Raw genomic sequence first — 18,049 nt, forward strand, 5'->3', positions numbered from 1 at the left:
TGCCCGGTAAGACTCATGCTTACCGGGCCTACAAAATCCTCTCCCTTGTGGAGAGGGTTAGGTTGAGGGAAAAGCCTCACCCCAGCCCTCTTGGGTAAAAACATTAATGAAGGTTAATACTATGAAAGCATTACATTTTGGCGCAGGTAATATCGGTCGTGGCTTTATCGGCAAACTGCTGGCAGACGCGGGGATACAACTGACGTTTGCGGATGTAAATCAGGTGGTTCTCGACGCCCTGAATGCCCGTCATAGCTATCAGGTTCATGTTGTCGGTGAAAATGAGCAGGTTGATACCGTTTCCGGCGTTAACGCCGTCAGCAGCATCGGCGACGATGTCGTTGAACTGATTGCCCAGGTTGATCTCGTGACCACCGCGGTTGGTCCGGTCGTGCTGGAGCGCATTGCGCCTGCCATCGCCAAAGGGCTGGTCAAGCGTAAAGCGCAGGGTATTAGCACCCCTCTGAATATTATTGCCTGTGAAAACATGGTGCGCGGCACCACCCAGCTGAAAGGCCACGTGCTGAACGCGCTGGACGATGCGGATAAAGCCTGGGTTGAAGAACACGTTGGTTTTGTCGATTCTGCCGTAGACCGTATTGTTCCGCCTTCCGCCTCTGCCGCCAATGACCCGCTGGAAGTGACCGTAGAAACCTTCAGCGAGTGGATTGTCGACAAAACCCAGTTTAAAGGCGAGCTGCCAAACGTCCCGGGAATGGAATTAACTGATAACCTGATGGCATTTGTCGAACGTAAGCTCTTCACGCTGAACACGGGGCATGCTATAACCGCGTACCTCGGAAAATTGACCGGTCATCAGACCATCCGTGACGCGATTCTCGACGAGAAAATCCGCGCAGTGGTAAAAGGTGCGATGGAAGAGAGCGGCGCGGTACTGATCAAACGCTATGGCTTTGATGCGGCAAAACATGCAGCATACATTCAGAAAATCCTCAGTCGTTTTGAAAACCCGTACCTGAAAGATGACGTTGAGCGCGTAGGCCGTCAGCCGCTGCGTAAACTGAGCGCGGGCGACCGTTTAATCAAGCCGCTGCTCGGCACGCTGGAGTACGGGCTGCCGCACGTTAATCTGGTGCAGGGTATTGCTGCAGCGATGCATTACCGCAGTGCAGAAGACCCGCAGGCGCAGGAACTGGCGGCGCTGATTGACGAAAAAGGCCCACAGGCCGCGCTGGCACAGGTTTCCGGACTGGATGCCAACAGCGACGTGGTGGCGGAGGCGGTTAACGCATATAACGCAACCAAATGATCCACAGTGCGGCGCAGGTCAGCCTGCGCCCGAATATCAGATTGTCAGATATGCAGGCAATAATGGAACAAACGCAGGCCTTTGAAAATCGTGTGCTTGAGCGTCTGAATGCTGGCAAAACCGTACGCAGCTTCCTCATCACCGCCGTAGATTTACTCACCGAGGCGGTGAATATCCTGGTGCTTCAGGTATTTCGCAAAGACGACTACGCGGTGAAATATGCAGTGGAACCGTTGCTCGACGGCGATGGACCGCTGGGCGATCTGTCGGTCCGTCTGAAGCTGATCTACGGCCTGGGCGTGCTCAGCCGCCCTGAGTATGAAGATGCGGAGCTGCTGATGGCGCTGCGTGAGGAATTGAATCACGACGGTAATGAATATGCGTTCACCGACGACGAAATTCTCGGACCGTTTGGTGAACTGCACTGCGTGACGGCGCTCCCGCCCCCGCCCCAGTTTGATACCTCAGACTCGGGTTTATACGCCATGCAAATCCAGCGCTACCAGCAAATGGTACGCTCAACCATGGTGCTCTCTCTGACCGAGCTGATTTCTAAAATCAGCTTAAAGAAAGCCTTTCAGAAATAACGCCATACCGATTTACTTCTCATCCTGCTGCGGTCGATACAGCTGGCGATAGTATTCCAGGCGCTGCAGATACAGCGGCACATTCTCCTGCGGGACCTCAGAAGGCACCGTGTTACGCGGCGGCGTTTTATTCAGGTACTCACGAAAAGCCTGGCTTGACGCCATAAAATCGATGGTTTTATCAATAAGAATCGAAACGTTCTCGCCTATTTTCGCCATGATGATTCATCCTCCATGTATTATCCGCGACCCGCCTGCGCGGTCGATGGTTTAAGTTTAGGATCGGATGGTTAATTATATTGAGGAAAACGTGCTTCACTATGCCGCCACCGACAAAAAGCACCATCAACGATCTTATTTCTTAAAATCCCTTTTTAATCAAACAGCTAACATTTTCATTAGCGAAATAATACTTGCAGCATTTGATTATTTATCTTCGATTAGTTGAGAATAATCCCCCTCTGCGCGCATACTATAGGATATTCATCCTATTTTTAGCAGAAGCTATCCTATGAAAGAAGTCGAAAAAAACGAAATTAAACGTCTGAGCGATCGCCTGGACGCCATCCGCCACCAGCAGGCAGACCTGTCACTGGTTGAAGCCGCCGACAAATATGCCGAGCTGGAAAAAGAAAAAGAAACGCTGGAAGCCGAGATCGTGCGCCTGCGTGAAGTTCACGGTCAGAAGTTGAGCAAAGAAGCACAAAAGCTCAGCAAGCTCCCGTTCCGTCGCGCCATCACCAAAAAAGAGCAGGCCGACATGGGCAAGCTGAAGAAAAGCGTGCGCGGCCTGGTGATCGTACACCCGATGACCGAACTGGGTCGCGAAATGGGCCTGAAAGAGATGACTGGCTTTTCAAAGACTGAGTTTTGATCACCCTCCGGGCAACGTCCGTTTGCCCGGTCTCCTATTTCTCCGCCAATTGGCCCTACCAATTTTAGCCAGATCCGAATACCCCCTCACATTTCGTTAAAAATAGCTTACAATGCCGTTGCCAATAAATAACATTTGATTAACCATTCGTTGTCATTACCCCTACACAACAATATTGGCAGGGCCACTTTTACACATAGTGTGACGACGAGATGAGCACAGACTCATTGCATTATGTCGGCGGCCCCCAGGAGACCTGCAATGAATCTCTGGCAACAAAACTACGACCCGGCCGGTAACATCTGGCTTTCAAGCCTGATTGCCTCACTCCCTATTCTGTTCTTTTTCTTCGCGCTGATTAAGCTCAAGCTGAAAGGTTATGTCGCTGCGACGTGGACGGTAGGGATTGCCCTGTTGGTCGCCTTGCTGTTCTACAAAATGCCGGTCGATCACGCGCTGGCATCCGTGGTGTACGGCTTCTTCTATGGTCTGTGGCCGATTGCCTGGATAATCATCGCCGCCGTATTCGTCTATAAGATTTCGGTCAAGACCGGGCAGTTCGACATTATCCGTTCCTCAATTCTGTCGATTACCCCGGACCAGCGTCTGCAGATGCTGATTGTCGGCTTCTGCTTTGGCGCATTCCTCGAGGGGGCTGCAGGATTTGGCGCCCCGGTGGCGATTACCGCCGCACTGCTGGTTGGCCTGGGCTTCAACCCGCTGTACGCCGCAGGTCTGTGCCTGATTGTAAACACCGCACCGGTGGCGTTTGGCGCAATGGGTATTCCGATCCTGGTTGCTGGTCAGGTTACCGGGCTGGACAGTTTTGAAATCGGCCAGATGGTAGGCCGCCAGCTGCCGTTCCTGACGATTATCGTGCTGTTCTGGATCATGGCGATTATGGACGGCTGGCGCGGCGTGAAAGAGACCTGGCCGGCGGTAATGGTCGCAGGCGGCTCCTTTGCCATCGCGCAGTACCTCAGCTCTAACTTTATCGGGCCAGAACTGCCGGACATCATCTCTTCTCTGGTGTCACTGGTGTGTCTGACGCTGTTCCTGAAACGCTGGCAGCCGGTACGCATCTTCCGCTTTGGTGACATGGGTGCTTCACAGGTCGATCAAACTCTGGCCCGCACTCACTACACCGCCGGCCAGGTGGTTCGCGCCTGGTCACCGTTCCTGTTTCTGACAGCAACGGTCACGCTGTGGAGCATCCCACCGTTTAAAGCGCTGTTTGCTCCTGGCGGCGCGATGTATCACTGGGTGGTGAATGTTCCGGTACCGTTCCTCGACAAACTGGTGGCCCGCATGCCGCCGGTGGTACACGAAGCCACGGCCTACGCGGCGGTATACAAGTTTGACTGGTTCTCAGCGACCGGCACCGCCATTCTGTTTGCCGCCCTGCTGTCTATCGTCTGGCTGAAAATGAAGCCCTCTGCCGCCCTGCACACCTTCGGCAGCACGCTAAAAGAGCTGGCGTTGCCCATCTATTCCATCGGGATGGTACTGGCGTTCGCGTTTATCTCTAACTACTCGGGGCTGTCTTCGACGCTGGCCTTAGCGCTGGCGCACACCGGCAGCGCCTTTACCTTCTTCTCGCCGTTCCTCGGCTGGCTGGGCGTGTTCCTGACCGGGTCAGATACCTCTTCTAACGCACTGTTCGCGGCCCTACAGGCAACGGCAGCGCAGCAAATCGGTGTCTCCGATGTACTGCTGGTGGCGGCAAATACCACCGGTGGCGTAACCGGCAAAATGATCTCCCCGCAATCTATCGCCATCGCCTGTGCGGCCGTGGGACTGGTGGGTAAAGAGTCTGACCTGTTCCGCTTTACCGTGAAACACAGCCTGATATTCACCTGTATGGTGGGTGTGATTACCACGCTTCAGGCCTATGTCTTAACCTGGATGATCCCATGATTGTGATGCCCAGACGCCTGTCCGACGAGGTCGCTACTCGCGTACGGGCGCTGATTGAAGAACAACAGCTGGAGGCGGGCATGAAGTTGCCCGCCGAGCGCCAGCTGGCCGTACAGCTCGGCGTGTCGCGTAATTCACTGCGCGAGGCGCTGGCAAAGCTGGTCAGTGAAGGCGTGCTGCTCAGCCGTCGCGGCGGCGGGACGTTTGTCCGCTGGCAGCATGAAGCCTGGTCCGAACAAAACATCGTTCAGCCGCTGAAAAGCCTGATGGCGGATGACCCGGATTACAGCTTCGATATTCTCGAAGCCCGCCACGCCATTGAGGCCAGCACCGCGTGGCATGCCGCGATGCGCGCTACAACTGCCGACAAAGAGAAAATCAGGCTATGTTTTGAGGCCACGCAGAGTGAGGACCCGGATCTCGCCTCACAAGCAGACGTTCGCTTTCACCTCGCCATTGCGGAAGCGTCGCACAACGTGGTGCTGCTCCAGACCATGCGCGGTTTCTTCGACGTATTGCAGTCCTCGGTAAAACAGAGCCGCCAGCGTATGTACCTGGTGCCACCTGTGTTTTCACAGCTCACAGCACAGCACCTTGCCGTGCTGGACGCGATTGTCGCCGGGGACGCTGATGGCGCGCGTAAGGCGATGATGGCGCACCTCAGCTTTGTCCACACCACCATTAAACGCTTTGATGAAGACCAGGCCCGCCAGGCGCGTATTACCCGTCTGCCCGGTGACCATAATGAAATTAGCAGGGAGAACAACTCATGATTATTTCAGCAGCCAGCGATTATCGCGCCGCAGCCCAGCGCATTCTGCCCCCCTTCCTGTTCCACTACATCGACGGTGGTGCCTATGCAGAGCATACCCTGCGCCGTAACGTCGAAGATTTATCGGAGGTGGCGCTACGCCAGCGCGTGCTGAAGAACATGGCCGACCTGAGTCTGGAAACCACCCTGTTCAACGAAAAACTGTCGATGCCGGTGGCATTAGCGCCGGTTGGCTTGTGCGGCATGTATGCCCGCCGGGGCGAAGTTCAGGCCGCCGCTGCCGCTGACGCCAAAGGTATTCCGTTTACGCTTTCGACGGTTTCCGTCTGCCCGATTGAAGAAGTTGCCCCGACGATCAAGCGTCCGATGTGGTTCCAGCTGTACGTCCTGCGCGATCGCGGTTTTATGCGTAACGCGCTGGAGCGCGCTAAAGCGGCGGGCTGCTCCACGCTGGTCTTTACCGTCGATATGCCCACGCCCGGCGCGCGCTACCGTGACGCCCATTCCGGAATGAGCGGTCCGAATGCCGCGCTGCGCCGTTACTGGCAGGCGGTAACCCATCCGCAGTGGGCGTGGGACGTTGGCCTGAATGGTCGACCGCATGATTTAGGCAATATCTCGACCTACCTGGGGAAACCCACCGGTCTTGAGGATTACATCGGCTGGCTGGCAAACAACTTCGATCCGTCCATCTCCTGGAAAGACCTTGAGTGGATCCGTGAATTCTGGGACGGTCCGATGGTGATCAAGGGGATCCTCGATCCGGAAGATGCCCGCGACGCCGTGCGCTTTGGCGCCGACGGCATCGTGGTCTCGAACCACGGCGGCCGCCAGCTGGACGGCGTGCTGTCGTCTGCGCGTGCGCTGCCCGCCATTGCCGATGCCGTAAAAGGCGATATCGCGATTCTGGCAGACAGCGGCATCCGTAACGGCCTGGACGTGGTGCGCATGATTGCACTGGGTGCAGATACCGTACTGCTGGGCCGTGCTTACCTGTATGCACTGGCGACCCACGGTCAGGCAGGTGTCGCTAACCTGTTGAACCTTATTGAGAAAGAAATGAAAGTGGCGATGACGCTGACCGGTGCAAAATCCATTCGTGAAATCAGCCGTGACTCACTGGTACAAGAGCTGGGAAAGCAACTGCCCGCCGCACTGGCACCTCTCGTCCAGGGTAGCGCCGCGTAACCGTACCCCCGTAAAACCCTACACTCTGAATGGTCGGCCTGTTCTCAGCCCGGCCATTTTTTATGCAAAAATAACGACCAGTTAACATTTACACTCAATATATTTGACAACTTTTTATTCACCTGCCAAATGTATATACAAGCTAATACAACAACAACCCACACAATAATAATCCACACGACAACAACCATCATAACGGGCGAGGGTGACATGGTTTATTCCGGTAAAGTGAATATCCAGCAGGCGATAGATGACAGTCCTTTTTCACGCTTTCATTGGGTCATCATCGTCCTTGGCTTTCTGGTGCTGGCCATTGATGGCTTCGACACGGCGGCGATGGGCTATATTGCTCCCACCCTTTCAGCCGACTGGGGGATCAAGAAACAAGATCTCGGACCGGTATTAAGCGCCGCGCTGCTGGGGCTATCATTCGGCGCACTGCTGGCCGGGCCGATTTCCGATCGCATGGGACGTAAGCGCGTACTGGTCTTCTCCTGCCTCTTTTTTGGTCTCGCCAGTCTGGGCACCGCCTATGCCCAGACGCTGAATATGTTAACGTTTTGGCGGTTTCTCACCGGACTCGGGCTGGGTGCAGCAATGCCGAACGCCATCACGTTGGTGTCAGAATTTGCGCCAAAACGCTGCCGCTCGATGGCGATTAACACCATGTACTGCGGTTTCCCGCTCGGTGCAGCAGGTGGCGGGGTTATCTCCTCCTGGCTGATTCCTAACTACGGCTGGCACAGCGTCCTGCTCGCCGGGGCAATTGCCCCGCTGGCGCTGACCATCCTCCTGGTGTTATTTCTGCCGGAGTCGGTCAAGTATCTGGTCCATCGCGGGAAAGAGATCGCGCAGGTCAAACGAATTGCCCGTCGCTTTATGCCAGGTGATATAGACCAGGTCACCCATTTTTATCTGGATGAAGAACGGACTGACGTCAAAAAAGGCAGCGTGGCGCAGTTGTTCAGCATGCCGTGGCTGCCGGGCACGTTGATGCTGTGGATGACCTACTTTATGGGGCTGGTTATCTATTATGTGCTGCTGAGCTGGATGCCGACGCTGATGCTGGGAATGGGTTACCCGCTGGCAGAATCTGCCTGGCTGACATCACTGTTCACCTTCGGCGGTACCGCGGGGATCCTGCTGGCCGGCTGGCTGATGGATCGCTGGGAAGCGCACAAAGTCGTCTCCATCGGTTTTATCCTGACAATGCTGTTTGCACTGGCGCTCGGGTTTGAACATAACCACATCATTCTGTTTGGCGCCCTGATCTTCCTGATGGGGATCACCATGAACGGTGCACAGTCCGGACTACAGACGCTGGCGGCAACGTTTTACCCGACCCACTGTCGCGCAACAGGTATTGCCTGGATGCAGGGCGTGGGCCGCTTTGGTGGCGTCGCCGGGACCATGACCAGCGCCCAATTACTTTCTCTGCAATGGCAGGCTGACAGCATATTGATGTTCCTCAGCGTTCCCGCGCTGCTGGCTGCTGCCGCAACGCTTTATAAGCTGCAACGCTATAAACCGCAGCCTCTGACCGTCGCATAGTACCCGTCCTTTCTGCTATCCTGCCCCCCGTTATTAAGGGGGCAGTATGCTTAACATCGTTTTATTCGAACCAGAAATCCCGCCAAATACCGGCAATATCATCCGCCTTTGCGCCAATACCGGCTTTCGTCTGCATATTATTGAGCCCATGGGCTTTACCTGGGACGACAAGCGCCTGCGTCGCGCGGGGCTGGATTATCACGAATTTACCGCCGTACTGCGCCACCCTGATTACGCCGCCTTTGTGGCTGCAGAAAATCCGCAACGTCTTTTTGCGCTGACCACCAAAGGGACGCCGGCCCATAGCGCGGTAAGCTATCAGGATGGTGATTATCTGATGTTTGGCCCGGAAACGCGCGGCCTGCCCGCCAGTATTCTCGACGCGCTGCCCGCCGAACAAAAAATTCGCATTCCGATGATGCCGGACAGCCGCAGCATGAACCTGTCTAACGCGGTGTCGGTGGTGGTGTATGAAGCCTGGCGCCAGTTGGGATATCCGGGCGCGGTATTACGCAGTTGATTTTGTCGGATGCGGCTAGCGCCTTATCCGACCTACATTAATTTGATGTTATTCGTTTCGAGCGTTATCGGCGCAGACAGATTGAACACGGACTGCGCACAGTCACCGGAGCGTACACGCAGTACGTGAGGATGACGAGCACAGCCCAGGTTCAATATGGCAAGTAAGATAGCTCGAAATCAGATGCCATCGCCGCATTCGAACGTATGATGTATCCCGTTGAAATGCTGATCCATATCCATGGACGGCTTATCGCTGTCAGGTTTACCGACAATCCGCGCCGGAACGCCTGCGGCGGTGGTATGTGGCGGTACGGGCTGTAAGACGACAGAACCCGCGCCAATCTTCGCCCCGCGTCCAACCTCGATGTTGCCGAGAATTTTGGCCCCCGCGCCAATCATCACGCCTTCACGGATTTTTGGGTGACGATCGCCGCCCGCTTTGCCGGTCCCGCCTAAGGTGACGGATTGCAGGATCGAGACATCGTTTTCGATCACTGCGGTTTCACCCACCACAATTCCGGTGGCGTGATCGAGCATGATCCCACGACCAATTTTTGCCGCCGGATGAATGTCGACCTGGAAAGTCACGGACACCTGATTTTGCAAGAAGATCGCCAGTGCCTGACGCCCCTGATGCCACAGCCAGTGGCCGATGCGGTAAGCCTGCAGCGCATGGAAGCCCTTCAGGTACAAAAGCGGGGTGGAATATTTGTCGACAGCCGGGTCACGCGTGCGCACTGCCTGGATATCGCAGGCCGCCGAGGCAATCATTTCCGGATCGGCGGCGTAGGCTTCTTCCACCACTTCACGAATAGCAATCGCCGGCATGATTGGCGACGCAAGCTTATTCGCCAGCATATAGCTTAGCGCGCTGCCGAGATTCTCATGCTTGAGCAGCGTTGCGTGGTAAAAACTGGCCAGCATTGGCTCACAATCAGCCAGTGCCCGGGCTTCTGCTTTAATATTTTTCCAGACGATATCCAGTTCTTCACACGGCATTGCGTACTCCACAGAAGGTAGCAAAACGACCAACCCGTTCTACGCGGGTCGGGTCGTTATAGTAAAACGGTTCCTTACGGCTAGTGGCTGCTCCGCTCGTCCTTGCGTGCACGACCTAATAACGTCAATGCTGCCTCGCGCGCATTTTTTCCGCAATACAATACTTGATAAATTTCCTCGGTTATTGGCATTTCGACACCAAAACGGTGCGCCAATTCACGAACTTCTTTCGTATTGCGATAGCCTTCAACCACTTGGCCAATCTTGTCCTGCGCGCCCTGAACATCCATGCCCTGACCGAGCATCATGCCAAAACGGCGGTTACGCGACTGGTTGTCGGTACACGTCAGCACCAGATCGCCCAGACCCGCCATGCCCATGAAGGTCGCCGGATCGGCACCCAGCGCCGCGCCAAGGCGTGACATTTCGGTCAACCCGCGGGTGATCAATGCCGTACGCGCATTAGCACCGAAACCGATGCCGTCAGACATCCCTGCGCCAATGGCAATCACGTTTTTCACCGCGCCGCCAAGCTGTACACCAATGAAGTCCGGGTTACTGTAAACGCGGAAACTTTTGCCGCAGTGCAGCAGTTGCTGGAGATCGTCAGCAAACGTCTCATCCGTTGACGCCAGCGAAATCGCCGTAGGCATGCCTGCAGCCAGTTCTTTGGCAAACGTAGGACCGGAAATCACCGCCAGCGGAATGGCATCCCCCAACGCTTCACGCGCGACATCCTGTAACAGGCGTCCCGTTTCCGCTTCCAGGCCTTTTGTCGCCCAAACCAGGCGCGCATCAGAGCGCATCAACGGTTTGATCTGACGCAGCACTTCGCCAAAGACGTGGCTCGGCACCACCACCAGAATATTACGGCTGGCGGCCAGCGCAGTGGCTAAATCACTTTCCAGGCGCAGCGTATCGGGAAAAGGCACATCAGGAAGGAACGCAACGTTGCAGCGATCGTGCTCGAGCGTTGCGATATGTTTGGGATCGTGGCCCCACAGGATAACCGGGTGGCCGTTTCTTGCCAGGGTAATGGCAAGAGCGGTGCCGTACGAGCCGGCACCAATCACAGTCATTGAAGCATTACTTTGATTCATCAGGCATCCTGATGTTCTTCAGTACCTTCGCCAGTCTGCTGCTGTAAATAGTTCATGAACAGCGCATCAAAGTTGACCGGTGCAAGGTTCAGCTGCGGGAACGTACCGCGTGATACCAGGCTGGTGATGCATTCACGGGCATACGGGAACAGGATGTTCGGGCAGTATGCACCCAGGCAATGCGCCATCTGAGTCCCTTCAATTCCGCTGATGGAGAAAATCCCGCCCTGCTGAACTTCGCACAGGAACGCCGTTTCTTCACCCAGAGAAGCCGTTACGGTGACACGCAGCACAACTTCATACACGTCATCTGCCAGTTGGGTAGATGCAGTATCAAGATCAAGTTTAACCTCTGGCTGCCAATCTTTCTGGAAAACATGCGGTGCATTTGGCGCTTCGAAAGACACATCCTTGGTATAAATACGTTGGATCTGGAAAGCCATTTCAGTGTTATTTTGTTCTGACATGTTTAGAAAACCCTTTAGTGTTGTCCTTTAAATACTATCCGTACGCCTTAACGCAGCAGGGGATCCAGTCCACCACGCGCATCCAACGCATACAAGTCGTCACAACCACCAATGTGCTGTGCATCAATAAAAATCTGCGGAACCGTCGTACGACCACTGCGTTTGATCATCTCTTCGCGCTTCACGGCGTCGCCGTCAATCGGAAGTTCCTGGAAACTCACGCCCTTGCTGTTCAATAGCGCTTTTGCGCGATGGCAAAATGGGCAGGTTGCTTTGGTGTAGATCTCGATGTTGGCCATGACTTATCTCCGATATTAACTTACGGTGTTACTTGCCACGTACCAGCGGGAGGTTTTCACCACTCCAGCCTGCTACGCCGTCTTTCAGCACGGACACCTGCTCAAAACCCGCTTTAATCAGCGCAGTTGCAGATTCCTGGCACTGCATGCCAGAACCGTCAACCACAATAACCGGTTTGGCTTTGTGTTTTTCAAGCTCGCCGAAGTTGTTGGCTTTAATTTCGCTCGGCAGCAGGTTAGTTGAACCGGCGATATGGCCTTTGCGGAAGTCATCACGCTGACGTAAATCCACAATAACCGCATCTTCTTTATTGAGAAGACGAGTGGCTTCGCCGCGGGTAATCACCTTCACTTTCGAGGTCAGGCTTTTGATGGTCGTAAATAATACAGCCGCCAGTAACGCAATCCAGGCGATACTCAAGACAGGGTGGCGACTAACAAATTGCATAATTTCTTGCATGGGGGGTAACAACTCCCGACTCAGTGATTAAAAAAACCAGGGAAAGAGTATACCTGCGCGTTGGCGCAAATACAGCCAGAGCGTGCATTGGATTGCATTTTTGCGGGGCGCTACGGAAAAAAAAACGTAAATCCGAGTCCTCCCTGACGTGCTATACCCCATTATTTGATCTTCGGGGGCTACTTTATCGATTCAGCTGTAGTAAAATTACGCAATTATTTTTATCTATTAAGTGTGAGGTTGTCGCAATGTCGGTTTCTAAAAAACCTATGGTACTGGTGATTCTGGATGGCTGCGGCTATCGCGAAGACAGCCAGGATAACGCCATTTTTAATGCTAAAACCCCGGTTATGGATGCTCTGTGGGCCAAACGTCCACATACCCTGATTGACGCATCTGGTCTGGAAGTCGGCCTGCCTGACCGCCAGATGGGTAACTCCGAAGTGGGTCACGTCAACCTGGGCGCGGGCCGTATCGTGTATCAGGACCTGACCCGTCTGGATGTTGAAATTAAAGAACGGACTTTCTTCACTAACCCGGTACTGACCGATGCGGTCGACCAGGCGAAAAATAGCGGCAAAGCAGTACACATCATGGGTCTGCTGTCTGCGGGCGGCGTACACAGCCACGAAGATCACATCCTGGCGATGGTTGAGCTGGCGGCAGAACGCGGCGCAGAAAAAATCTATCTGCACGCCTTCCTCGATGGCCGTGACACCCCACCGCGCAGCGCTGAAAAGTCGCTGCAAAAATTCGAAGAAAAATTTGCCGCGCTGGGCAAAGGTCGCGTTGCGTCCATCATTGGTCGTTACTACGCAATGGACCGCGACAACCGTTGGGATCGCGTTGAAAAAGCGTATGACCTGATGACGCTGGCCCAGGGTGAATTCCAGGCTGATACCGCAGCAGCAGGTCTGCAGGCCGCTTATGCTCGCGATGAAAACGACGAATTCGTAAAAGCGACCGTGATCCGCGCAGCAGGCCAGGCCGATGCCGCAATGGAAGACGGCGATACGCTGATTTTCATGAACTTCCGTGCTGACCGTGCGCGTGAAATCACCCGCGCGTTTGTGAACGCTGACTTCGATGGCTTCGCGCGTAAGAAAGTGGTTAACCTCAACTTTGTGCAGTTGACCGAATACGCGGCCGACATCAAAACAGCGGTAGCTTACCCACCAACGTCTCTGGCGAATACCCTCGGCGAGTGGATGGCGAAGCACGACAAAACCCAGCTGCGTATTTCCGAAACTGAAAAATATGCACACGTGACCTTCTTCTTCAACGGTGGCGTAGAAGAGCCGTTCAAAGGCGAAGACCGTATCCTGATCAACTCGCCGAAAGTAGCCACCTACGATCTGCAGCCAGAAATGAGCTCCGCAGAGCTGACCGAGAAGCTGGTTGCCGCGATTGAGAGCGGGAAATACGACACCATCATCTGTAACTACCCGAACGGCGACATGGTCGGTCATACCGGGGTAATGGATGCTGCGGTTAAAGCGGTTGAAGCGCTGGATCACTGCGTTGAGCAAGTGGCCAAAGCGGTTGAGTCCGTTGGCGGCCAATTGCTGATCACCGCAGACCACGGTAACGCGGAGCAAATGCGCGATCCGTCTACCGGTCAGGCACATACTGCACATACCAACCTGCCGGTTCCGCTGATTTATGTCGGTGGTAAAAACGTCAAAGCTGTCGATGGCGGTAAACTTTCCGATATCGCCCCGACCATGCTGACGCTGATGGGCATGGAAATCCCGCAAGAGATGACTGGTAAGCCGCTGTTCATCGTGGAATAATCCCTCCCCATGAGGGGAAAGGCGATTAATACCATCACATGGGCCACAAAACCGCGCAGGTTTTCAGTCAGGCCCTTGTTATACGCCAGCGTGATTAGCGCTGGCGTATTGTTGTGCGCCTTTTCCGCCCACGCGGACGAACGCGATCAGCTCAAATCTATTCAGGCCGATATCGCGGCAAAAGAACGCGCGGTACGCCAGCAACAACAGCAACGCTCCACCCTCCTCGCCCAGCTTAAAGCCCAGGAACAGGCCATCGCCGTTGCGGCACGACAGCTGCGCGAAACGCAAAATTCACTGGCGCAACTGAATGCGCAAATTGCCGAAATGAACGCCGCCCTCGCGAAGCTGGAAAAGCAGCGAGCAGCGCAGGAACGCAGCCTGGCCGCCCAACTGGACGCCGCGTTTCGTCAGGGTGAGCACACCGGCATTCAGTTAATCCTCAGCGGCGAAGAGAGTCAGCGCGGGCAGCGCCTGCAGGCCTATTTTGGCTATCTGAACCAGGCGCGGCAGGAAACCATCGCCCAGTTGAAGCAAACCCGCGAAGAGGTCGATTCGCAGAAAGCCGAGCTGGAAGATAAGCAGAGTGAGCAGCAAACGCTGCTGTACGAGCAGCGAGCTCAACAGGCCAAGCTGGAACAAGCGCGTAACGAGCGCCAAAAAACGCTCGCAGGGCTGGAGTCCTCCATTCAACAGGGTCAGCAACAGCTCAGCGAACTGCGCGCCAACGAATCCCGCCTGCGCAGCAGCCTTGCACGGGCCGAGGCCGCCGCCAGAGCGCGCGCTGAACGTGAAGCCCGCGAAGCACAGGCGGTGCGCGATAAGCAAAAGGATGCCTCGCGCAAAGGGTCGACCTACAAGCCGACCGAAAACGAAAAATCCTTGATGTCCCGTACCGGGGGGTTAGGTTCGCCGCGCGGTCAGGCATTCTGGCCCGTCCGTGGCCCAACGCTGCATCGTTATGGCGAACAGCTGCAAGGTGAGCTACGTTGGAAAGGGATGGTCATTGGCGCATCTGAAGGCACCGAAGTGAAAGCCATTGCCGACGGCCGCGTTATTCTGGCCGACTGGCTTCAGGGTTATGGCCTGGTGGTCGTGGTTGAGCACGGTAAAGGCGATATGAGCCTGTACGGCTATAACCAAAGCGCGCTGGTCAGCGTAGGTACGCAGGTGCGTGCCGGACAGCCGATTGCCCTGGTGGGTAGCAGCGGCGGTCAGGGCAGACCCGCACTCTATTTCGAAATTCGTCGCCAGGGTCAGGCGGTCAATCCACAGCCGTGGTTGGGAAGATAAGTTTTGCCTCAGTTTCGCCGCATAATATTCTCACTCGCCAGCCTGCTGGCATTCGCTCCCTCTGTTTTTGCCGGTAAGCTTGCCATCGTGATCGACGATTTCGGTTATCGTCCGCACAACGAGAATCAGGTGCTAGCGATGCCCTCTGCGATCTCCGTTGCCGTTCTGCCCAATGCACCACATGCACGGGAGATGGCGACCAAAGCGCATAACAGCGGGCATGAAGTCTTAATCCATCTGCCGATGGCGCCTCTCAGCAAACAGCCGCTTGAGAAAGATACCCTGCGCCCGGAGATGAGCAGCGACGAGATTGAGCGGATTATTCGCGATGCGGTAAGCAAAGTGCCGTATGCCGTCGGGCTTAACAACCATATGGGCAGCGCGATGACCTCCAGCCTGTTTGGCATGCAGAAAGTGATGCAGGCACTGGAACGGTACGATCTTTATTTCCTGGACAGTATGACCATCGGTAACAGCCAGTCCATGCGTGCGGCAGGAGGAACAAGCGTAAAAGTCATCAAACGCAAAGTCTTCCTCGACGACACGCAAAACGAAGCGGACATTCGCCGCCAGTTTAACCGCGCGGTCGAACTGGCGCGCCGCAACGGTTCCGCTATCGCGATTGGACATCCTCATCCTTCGACGGTACGCGTATTGCAGCAAATGGTTTATAACCTGCCCGCCGACATTACGCTGGTTCGCCCAAGCAGCCTGCTCAATGAACCACAGGTAGATACCTCTACGCCAAATCTGACGCCACCGAAAAACGGCACGCCTGATGCGCCGCGTAATCCTTTCCGCGGAGTGAAACTGTGCAAACCGAAGCAACCGTTAGAACCCGTTTACGCCAGCCGATTCTTTAGCGTGCTCGGTGAGAGCATCGCCCAAAGCACGCTGGTACAGTATATGCGCCTGCAGTGGCAGGGCTGGGCTGGGCTGGGCTGGGCTGGGGAGAAACATCCTCACCCAAGACAATGAATGCTAGCGTAGATTAAGTGCTTTACGGGCAATTCGATGAGGCGACGATGTTTTGTCACGCCATTGCCAGAGACGGGATGACCATAGTAGCACCTGATATAACACTTTGGCACTGCGTACGTTAGTTATCATGCGCTTATACATACCCGAGACAAAAATCTCTGCAATCATACGCTGACGGATATGAACATCTTGTTCTTTACGGACCGCATGGCATACGCGTAATGCTTCATAGGTAATTTGCTGATGAAACTCCGGATAAATCGTAATCCGATCGGCATATTTACGATTCAACCTATCCAATAATCGCGTAATTTTAATATAGTGTCGCTGGTAGTTGAGATTTTTTAAACCTTGTCGTTTAAGACGGCTGATTGATTGATCATGTAAGAAGTATTTATATAAAGATTGTTCGGTATATCGCACGCGTACAGCGTTAAACATAAACTCCGTCGTCCAGACAATATCCTGGTGATGTAACCCCGGAATAAATGTTATTTTATTTCTCTCAATAACATCGCGGCGATAAATTCCCATCCACACCACATGTGTCCAGCGGCGTGAAGCCAACGCCATACGTAACCAGTCAGGGCCGGTCAACACCCCCGTAGACCGAAGACGATCCGTCGGTATTGATTGCCAGGTGTGTCCCGTTTCGAGAATGCACCAGTCGGAATTACACTGGGCTAAATCCAGGTCATCCTGAATTGCCATGGTCATCAGGGTTTCGTACATATTGGGATAAACCAGGTCATCGGCATCGACAAATGCAACATAATCCCCTTTGGCCGCTTCCAGGCCACGGTTACGCGCTACAGATGCCCCTACATTAGCCTGATGCAACAACCGCACGTGGGAATAGTTATCCGCATAATGTTGTGCAATATCAACAGAGTTATCCGTTGAACCATCATTCACAATGATGATCTCTAGCGCAGTCCATGTCTGTGCGAGCAAAGATTCCATGCAATCCCGAAAACTATCACCCACGTTATACAACGGAATAATAACACTCAACATACTTGTGCGGTTTTTCATTGGCTAACCCAGGTTTCGCAAAACATCCGCTATTTTTACTACAGTTTCATTAAGGAATTATTAAGGTTGAAACGAATTTATGCCAACGTTCTAAGCTTCAATCGTGGTGGAAAGCGGAAGATGTCACGTTATTCCTGCTCTCAGCAGGCGAAGATGGGCCAGATCGGCCTACATCTTGGGGGGCGCAACCTGTATACTATATCCCTATGAATTAATGCACTATGCACACTGATATTGAGGAAGGCGATGACCATCAGTAAGACACAAGAGAAAGGTTATACGGTCTATTACAAGGCGGCTAGCAAAGACCTTAAGTCTCTGATGGATTTATATATTAATAAAAAAATCAGTGGTAAACCGCTTAGCAGCGGCAATGTCTTACGTAGTGTGGAATTGGTTGAATACAACTCACAAAAATTCATCATCAAAAACGACCGTGAAATTGATCCACGATTTGAAAAAAAATTGCAAAATTTTATCTCCGGGCCCTTCTATTCCTGGCTCATCAGAATACTGGATGAACTTACACCGGAAGATCGTACCTGTACAGCAGACCTCTATTATGTCGCTGAGAAAACACGTTTTCGTCAGTGCTATGATGTTTATACCATTCATGAATACATTGAAGGCATTCCCTTAACGGAAATTAACCCGAAGAATGCCGATGAAGTAAAGCAATGCGTACTTCGCCTTCACAAGGCCGGGTTAGCGTCCAATGATATTCATCCGGGGAATTTTATTCGCACACCAAATGGCGAATTAAGAATCATTGACCTGTCTTGCAAAGGCAATATGAAAGTTTGCCAGGCCAATGACATTCTAGCATTACAACGAAAGTATAATATTCATATTAAGGGCAGAGGGTTGATTTATAACCTTATACTGCTTAAAGAAAAAATAAGGTCTTTATCCAGAAAGATTCGCGGGAAATAATCCGTACT

At 53.8% G+C, this 18,049-nt stretch carries 19 protein-coding genes; 12 read left to right on the forward strand and 7 right to left on the reverse strand.

Translation table 11 applies throughout. The features are described from left to right. Positions 1 to 121: 121 nt before the first annotated feature. Together mtlD and mtlR are read left to right on the forward strand one after the other, a co-directional pair. Entirely contained in the window at positions 122 to 1,270 is a 1,149-nt protein-coding gene (gene mtlD, locus QNN86_RS10255) for a mannitol-1-phosphate 5-dehydrogenase (RefSeq protein ID WP_414211043.1), read from the forward strand. After that, complete coding sequence (gene mtlR, locus QNN86_RS10260) at positions 1,267 to 1,857, forward strand: mannitol operon repressor MtlR (protein ID WP_096759107.1); 591 nt, start codon at positions 1,267 to 1,269, stop codon at positions 1,855 to 1,857. The genes mtlD and mtlR overlap by 4 nt, the downstream gene beginning before the upstream one ends. A gap of 12 nt (positions 1,858 to 1,869) precedes the next feature. On the opposite strand, the gene QNN86_RS10265 is transcribed toward mtlR, so the two are convergent. Then, positions 1,870 to 2,076, reverse strand: coding sequence for a hypothetical protein (locus QNN86_RS10265; RefSeq protein WP_096759106.1), 207 nt, complete (start codon positions 2,074 to 2,076; stop codon positions 1,870 to 1,872). Positions 2,077 to 2,368: 292 nt separating this feature from the next. On the opposite strand from QNN86_RS10265, the gene QNN86_RS10270 reads away from it, so the two are divergent. From QNN86_RS10270 to trmL, 6 genes are all read left to right on the forward strand, one after another. Beyond that, a complete protein-coding gene (locus QNN86_RS10270; RefSeq protein ID WP_096759105.1) occupies positions 2,369 to 2,731 on the forward strand; it encodes a YibL family ribosome-associated protein in 363 nt (120 codons plus the stop codon). A 261-nt stretch (positions 2,732 to 2,992) separates the two neighbouring features. Continuing rightward, positions 2,993 to 4,648 (forward strand): L-lactate permease, encoded by a 1,656-nt coding sequence (gene lldP, locus QNN86_RS10275; RefSeq protein ID WP_279277519.1) that lies wholly within the window; start codon positions 2,993 to 2,995, stop codon positions 4,646 to 4,648. Further along, the gene (gene lldR / locus QNN86_RS10280; protein ID WP_096759103.1) at positions 4,645 to 5,421 is read left to right on the forward strand and encodes a transcriptional regulator LldR; all 777 of its coding nucleotides are present in this window, start codon (positions 4,645 to 4,647) and stop codon (positions 5,419 to 5,421) included. The genes lldP and lldR overlap by 4 nt, the downstream gene beginning before the upstream one ends. Further along, on the forward strand, positions 5,418 to 6,608 hold the full coding sequence (gene lldD / locus QNN86_RS10285; RefSeq protein ID WP_096759102.1) for an FMN-dependent L-lactate dehydrogenase LldD: 1,191 nt from the start codon (positions 5,418 to 5,420) through the stop codon (positions 6,606 to 6,608). Before lldR ends, lldD begins: the two co-directional genes overlap by 4 nt. 210 nt (positions 6,609 to 6,818) lie before the next feature. After that, positions 6,819 to 8,159: an MFS transporter gene (locus QNN86_RS10290; protein WP_117342540.1), complete on the forward strand. Its 1,341-nt coding sequence runs from the start codon at positions 6,819 to 6,821 to the stop codon at positions 8,157 to 8,159. 46 nt (positions 8,160 to 8,205) lie between these two features. Beyond that, positions 8,206 to 8,679 (forward strand): tRNA (uridine(34)/cytosine(34)/5-carboxymethylaminomethyluridine(34)-2'-O)-methyltransferase TrmL, encoded by a 474-nt coding sequence (trmL, locus tag QNN86_RS10295; RefSeq protein ID WP_003827329.1) that lies wholly within the window; start codon positions 8,206 to 8,208, stop codon positions 8,677 to 8,679. 179 nt (positions 8,680 to 8,858) lie between these two features. On the opposite strand, the gene cysE is transcribed toward trmL, so the two are convergent. From cysE to QNN86_RS10320, 5 genes are all read right to left on the reverse strand, one after another. Beyond that, positions 8,859 to 9,680, reverse strand: a complete 822-nt coding sequence (gene cysE, locus QNN86_RS10300; RefSeq protein WP_096759099.1) for a serine O-acetyltransferase — start codon at positions 9,678 to 9,680, stop codon at positions 8,859 to 8,861. Positions 9,681 to 9,760: 80 nt separating this feature from the next. After that, entirely contained in the window at positions 9,761 to 10,780 is a 1,020-nt protein-coding gene (gpsA, locus tag QNN86_RS10305) for an NAD(P)H-dependent glycerol-3-phosphate dehydrogenase (RefSeq protein WP_117342542.1), read from the reverse strand. Beyond that, complete coding sequence (gene secB / locus QNN86_RS10310) at positions 10,780 to 11,247, reverse strand: protein-export chaperone SecB (RefSeq protein ID WP_096759097.1); 468 nt, start codon at positions 11,245 to 11,247, stop codon at positions 10,780 to 10,782. The genes gpsA and secB overlap by 1 nt, the downstream gene beginning before the upstream one ends. Positions 11,248 to 11,294: 47 nt before the next feature. Further along, complete coding sequence (grxC, locus tag QNN86_RS10315; RefSeq protein ID WP_003024152.1) at positions 11,295 to 11,546, reverse strand: glutaredoxin 3; 252 nt, start codon at positions 11,544 to 11,546, stop codon at positions 11,295 to 11,297. Between the two features lie 28 nt (positions 11,547 to 11,574). Beyond that, a complete protein-coding gene (locus QNN86_RS10320) occupies positions 11,575 to 12,006 on the reverse strand; it encodes a rhodanese-like domain-containing protein (protein ID WP_096759096.1) in 432 nt (143 codons plus the stop codon). A gap of 248 nt (positions 12,007 to 12,254) precedes the next feature. Between QNN86_RS10320 and gpmM the strand changes: the two genes are divergently transcribed. Genes gpmM through QNN86_RS10335 form a run of 3 tightly spaced genes read left to right on the forward strand, consistent with a single transcriptional unit; the run spans position 12,255 to position 16,070 of the window. Further along, positions 12,255 to 13,799: a 2,3-bisphosphoglycerate-independent phosphoglycerate mutase gene (gene gpmM / locus QNN86_RS10325; RefSeq protein WP_414211044.1), complete on the forward strand. Its 1,545-nt coding sequence runs from the start codon at positions 12,255 to 12,257 to the stop codon at positions 13,797 to 13,799. 33 nt (positions 13,800 to 13,832) lie between these two features. Next, positions 13,833 to 15,092 (forward strand): murein hydrolase activator EnvC, encoded by a 1,260-nt coding sequence (envC, locus tag QNN86_RS10330; protein WP_414211090.1) that lies wholly within the window; start codon positions 13,833 to 13,835, stop codon positions 15,090 to 15,092. A 3-nt stretch (positions 15,093 to 15,095) separates the two neighbouring features. Next, positions 15,096 to 16,070 (forward strand): divergent polysaccharide deacetylase family protein, encoded by a 975-nt coding sequence (locus QNN86_RS10335; protein ID WP_414211045.1) that lies wholly within the window; start codon positions 15,096 to 15,098, stop codon positions 16,068 to 16,070. A 3-nt stretch (positions 16,071 to 16,073) separates the two neighbouring features. Here the strand turns inward: QNN86_RS10335 and QNN86_RS10340 are convergent, their stop codons facing one another. Beyond that, a complete protein-coding gene (locus QNN86_RS10340) occupies positions 16,074 to 17,108 on the reverse strand; it encodes a glycosyltransferase (RefSeq protein WP_414211046.1) in 1,035 nt (344 codons plus the stop codon). 246 nt (positions 17,109 to 17,354) lie between these two features. On the opposite strand from QNN86_RS10340, the gene rfaY reads away from it, so the two are divergent. Then, complete coding sequence (gene rfaY, locus QNN86_RS10345) at positions 17,355 to 18,041, forward strand: lipopolysaccharide core heptose(II) kinase RfaY (RefSeq protein WP_181490827.1); 687 nt, start codon at positions 17,355 to 17,357, stop codon at positions 18,039 to 18,041. The last annotated feature ends 8 nt before the right edge of the window (positions 18,042 to 18,049 follow it).

It is taken from the genome of Citrobacter sp. C348, from assembly GCF_047467975.1.
Classification (GTDB): domain Bacteria; phylum Pseudomonadota; class Gammaproteobacteria; order Enterobacterales; family Enterobacteriaceae; genus Citrobacter; species Citrobacter gillenii.

Coding starts and splice junctions, on each gene's coding strand:
- rfaY (WP_181490827.1), top strand. CDS start 17,355: ATGACCATCAGTAAGACACAAGAGAAAGGTTATACGGTCTATTACAAG.
- QNN86_RS10270 (WP_096759105.1), top strand. CDS start 2,369: ATGAAAGAAGTCGAAAAAAACGAAATTAAACGTCTGAGCGATCGCCTG.
- lldD (WP_096759102.1), top strand. CDS start 5,418: ATGATTATTTCAGCAGCCAGCGATTATCGCGCCGCAGCCCAGCGCATT.
- QNN86_RS10265 (WP_096759106.1), bottom strand. CDS start 2,076: ATGGCGAAAATAGGCGAGAACGTTTCGATTCTTATTGATAAAACCATC.
- gpsA (WP_117342542.1), bottom strand. CDS start 10,780: ATGAATCAAAGTAATGCTTCAATGACTGTGATTGGTGCCGGCTCGTAC.
- QNN86_RS10320 (WP_096759096.1), bottom strand. CDS start 12,006: ATGCAAGAAATTATGCAATTTGTTAGTCGCCACCCTGTCTTGAGTATC.
- cysE (WP_096759099.1), bottom strand. CDS start 9,680: ATGCCGTGTGAAGAACTGGATATCGTCTGGAAAAATATTAAAGCAGAA.
- grxC (WP_003024152.1), bottom strand. CDS start 11,546: ATGGCCAACATCGAGATCTACACCAAAGCAACCTGCCCATTTTGCCAT.
- lldR (WP_096759103.1), top strand. CDS start 4,645: ATGATTGTGATGCCCAGACGCCTGTCCGACGAGGTCGCTACTCGCGTA.
- mtlR (WP_096759107.1), top strand. CDS start 1,267: ATGATCCACAGTGCGGCGCAGGTCAGCCTGCGCCCGAATATCAGATTG.
- gpmM (WP_414211044.1), top strand. CDS start 12,255: ATGTCGGTTTCTAAAAAACCTATGGTACTGGTGATTCTGGATGGCTGC.
- mtlD (WP_414211043.1), top strand. CDS start 122: ATGAAAGCATTACATTTTGGCGCAGGTAATATCGGTCGTGGCTTTATC.
- lldP (WP_279277519.1), top strand. CDS start 2,993: ATGAATCTCTGGCAACAAAACTACGACCCGGCCGGTAACATCTGGCTT.
- QNN86_RS10290 (WP_117342540.1), top strand. CDS start 6,819: ATGGTTTATTCCGGTAAAGTGAATATCCAGCAGGCGATAGATGACAGT.
- trmL (WP_003827329.1), top strand. CDS start 8,206: ATGCTTAACATCGTTTTATTCGAACCAGAAATCCCGCCAAATACCGGC.
- QNN86_RS10340 (WP_414211046.1), bottom strand. CDS start 17,108: ATGAAAAACCGCACAAGTATGTTGAGTGTTATTATTCCGTTGTATAAC.
- secB (WP_096759097.1), bottom strand. CDS start 11,247: ATGTCAGAACAAAATAACACTGAAATGGCTTTCCAGATCCAACGTATT.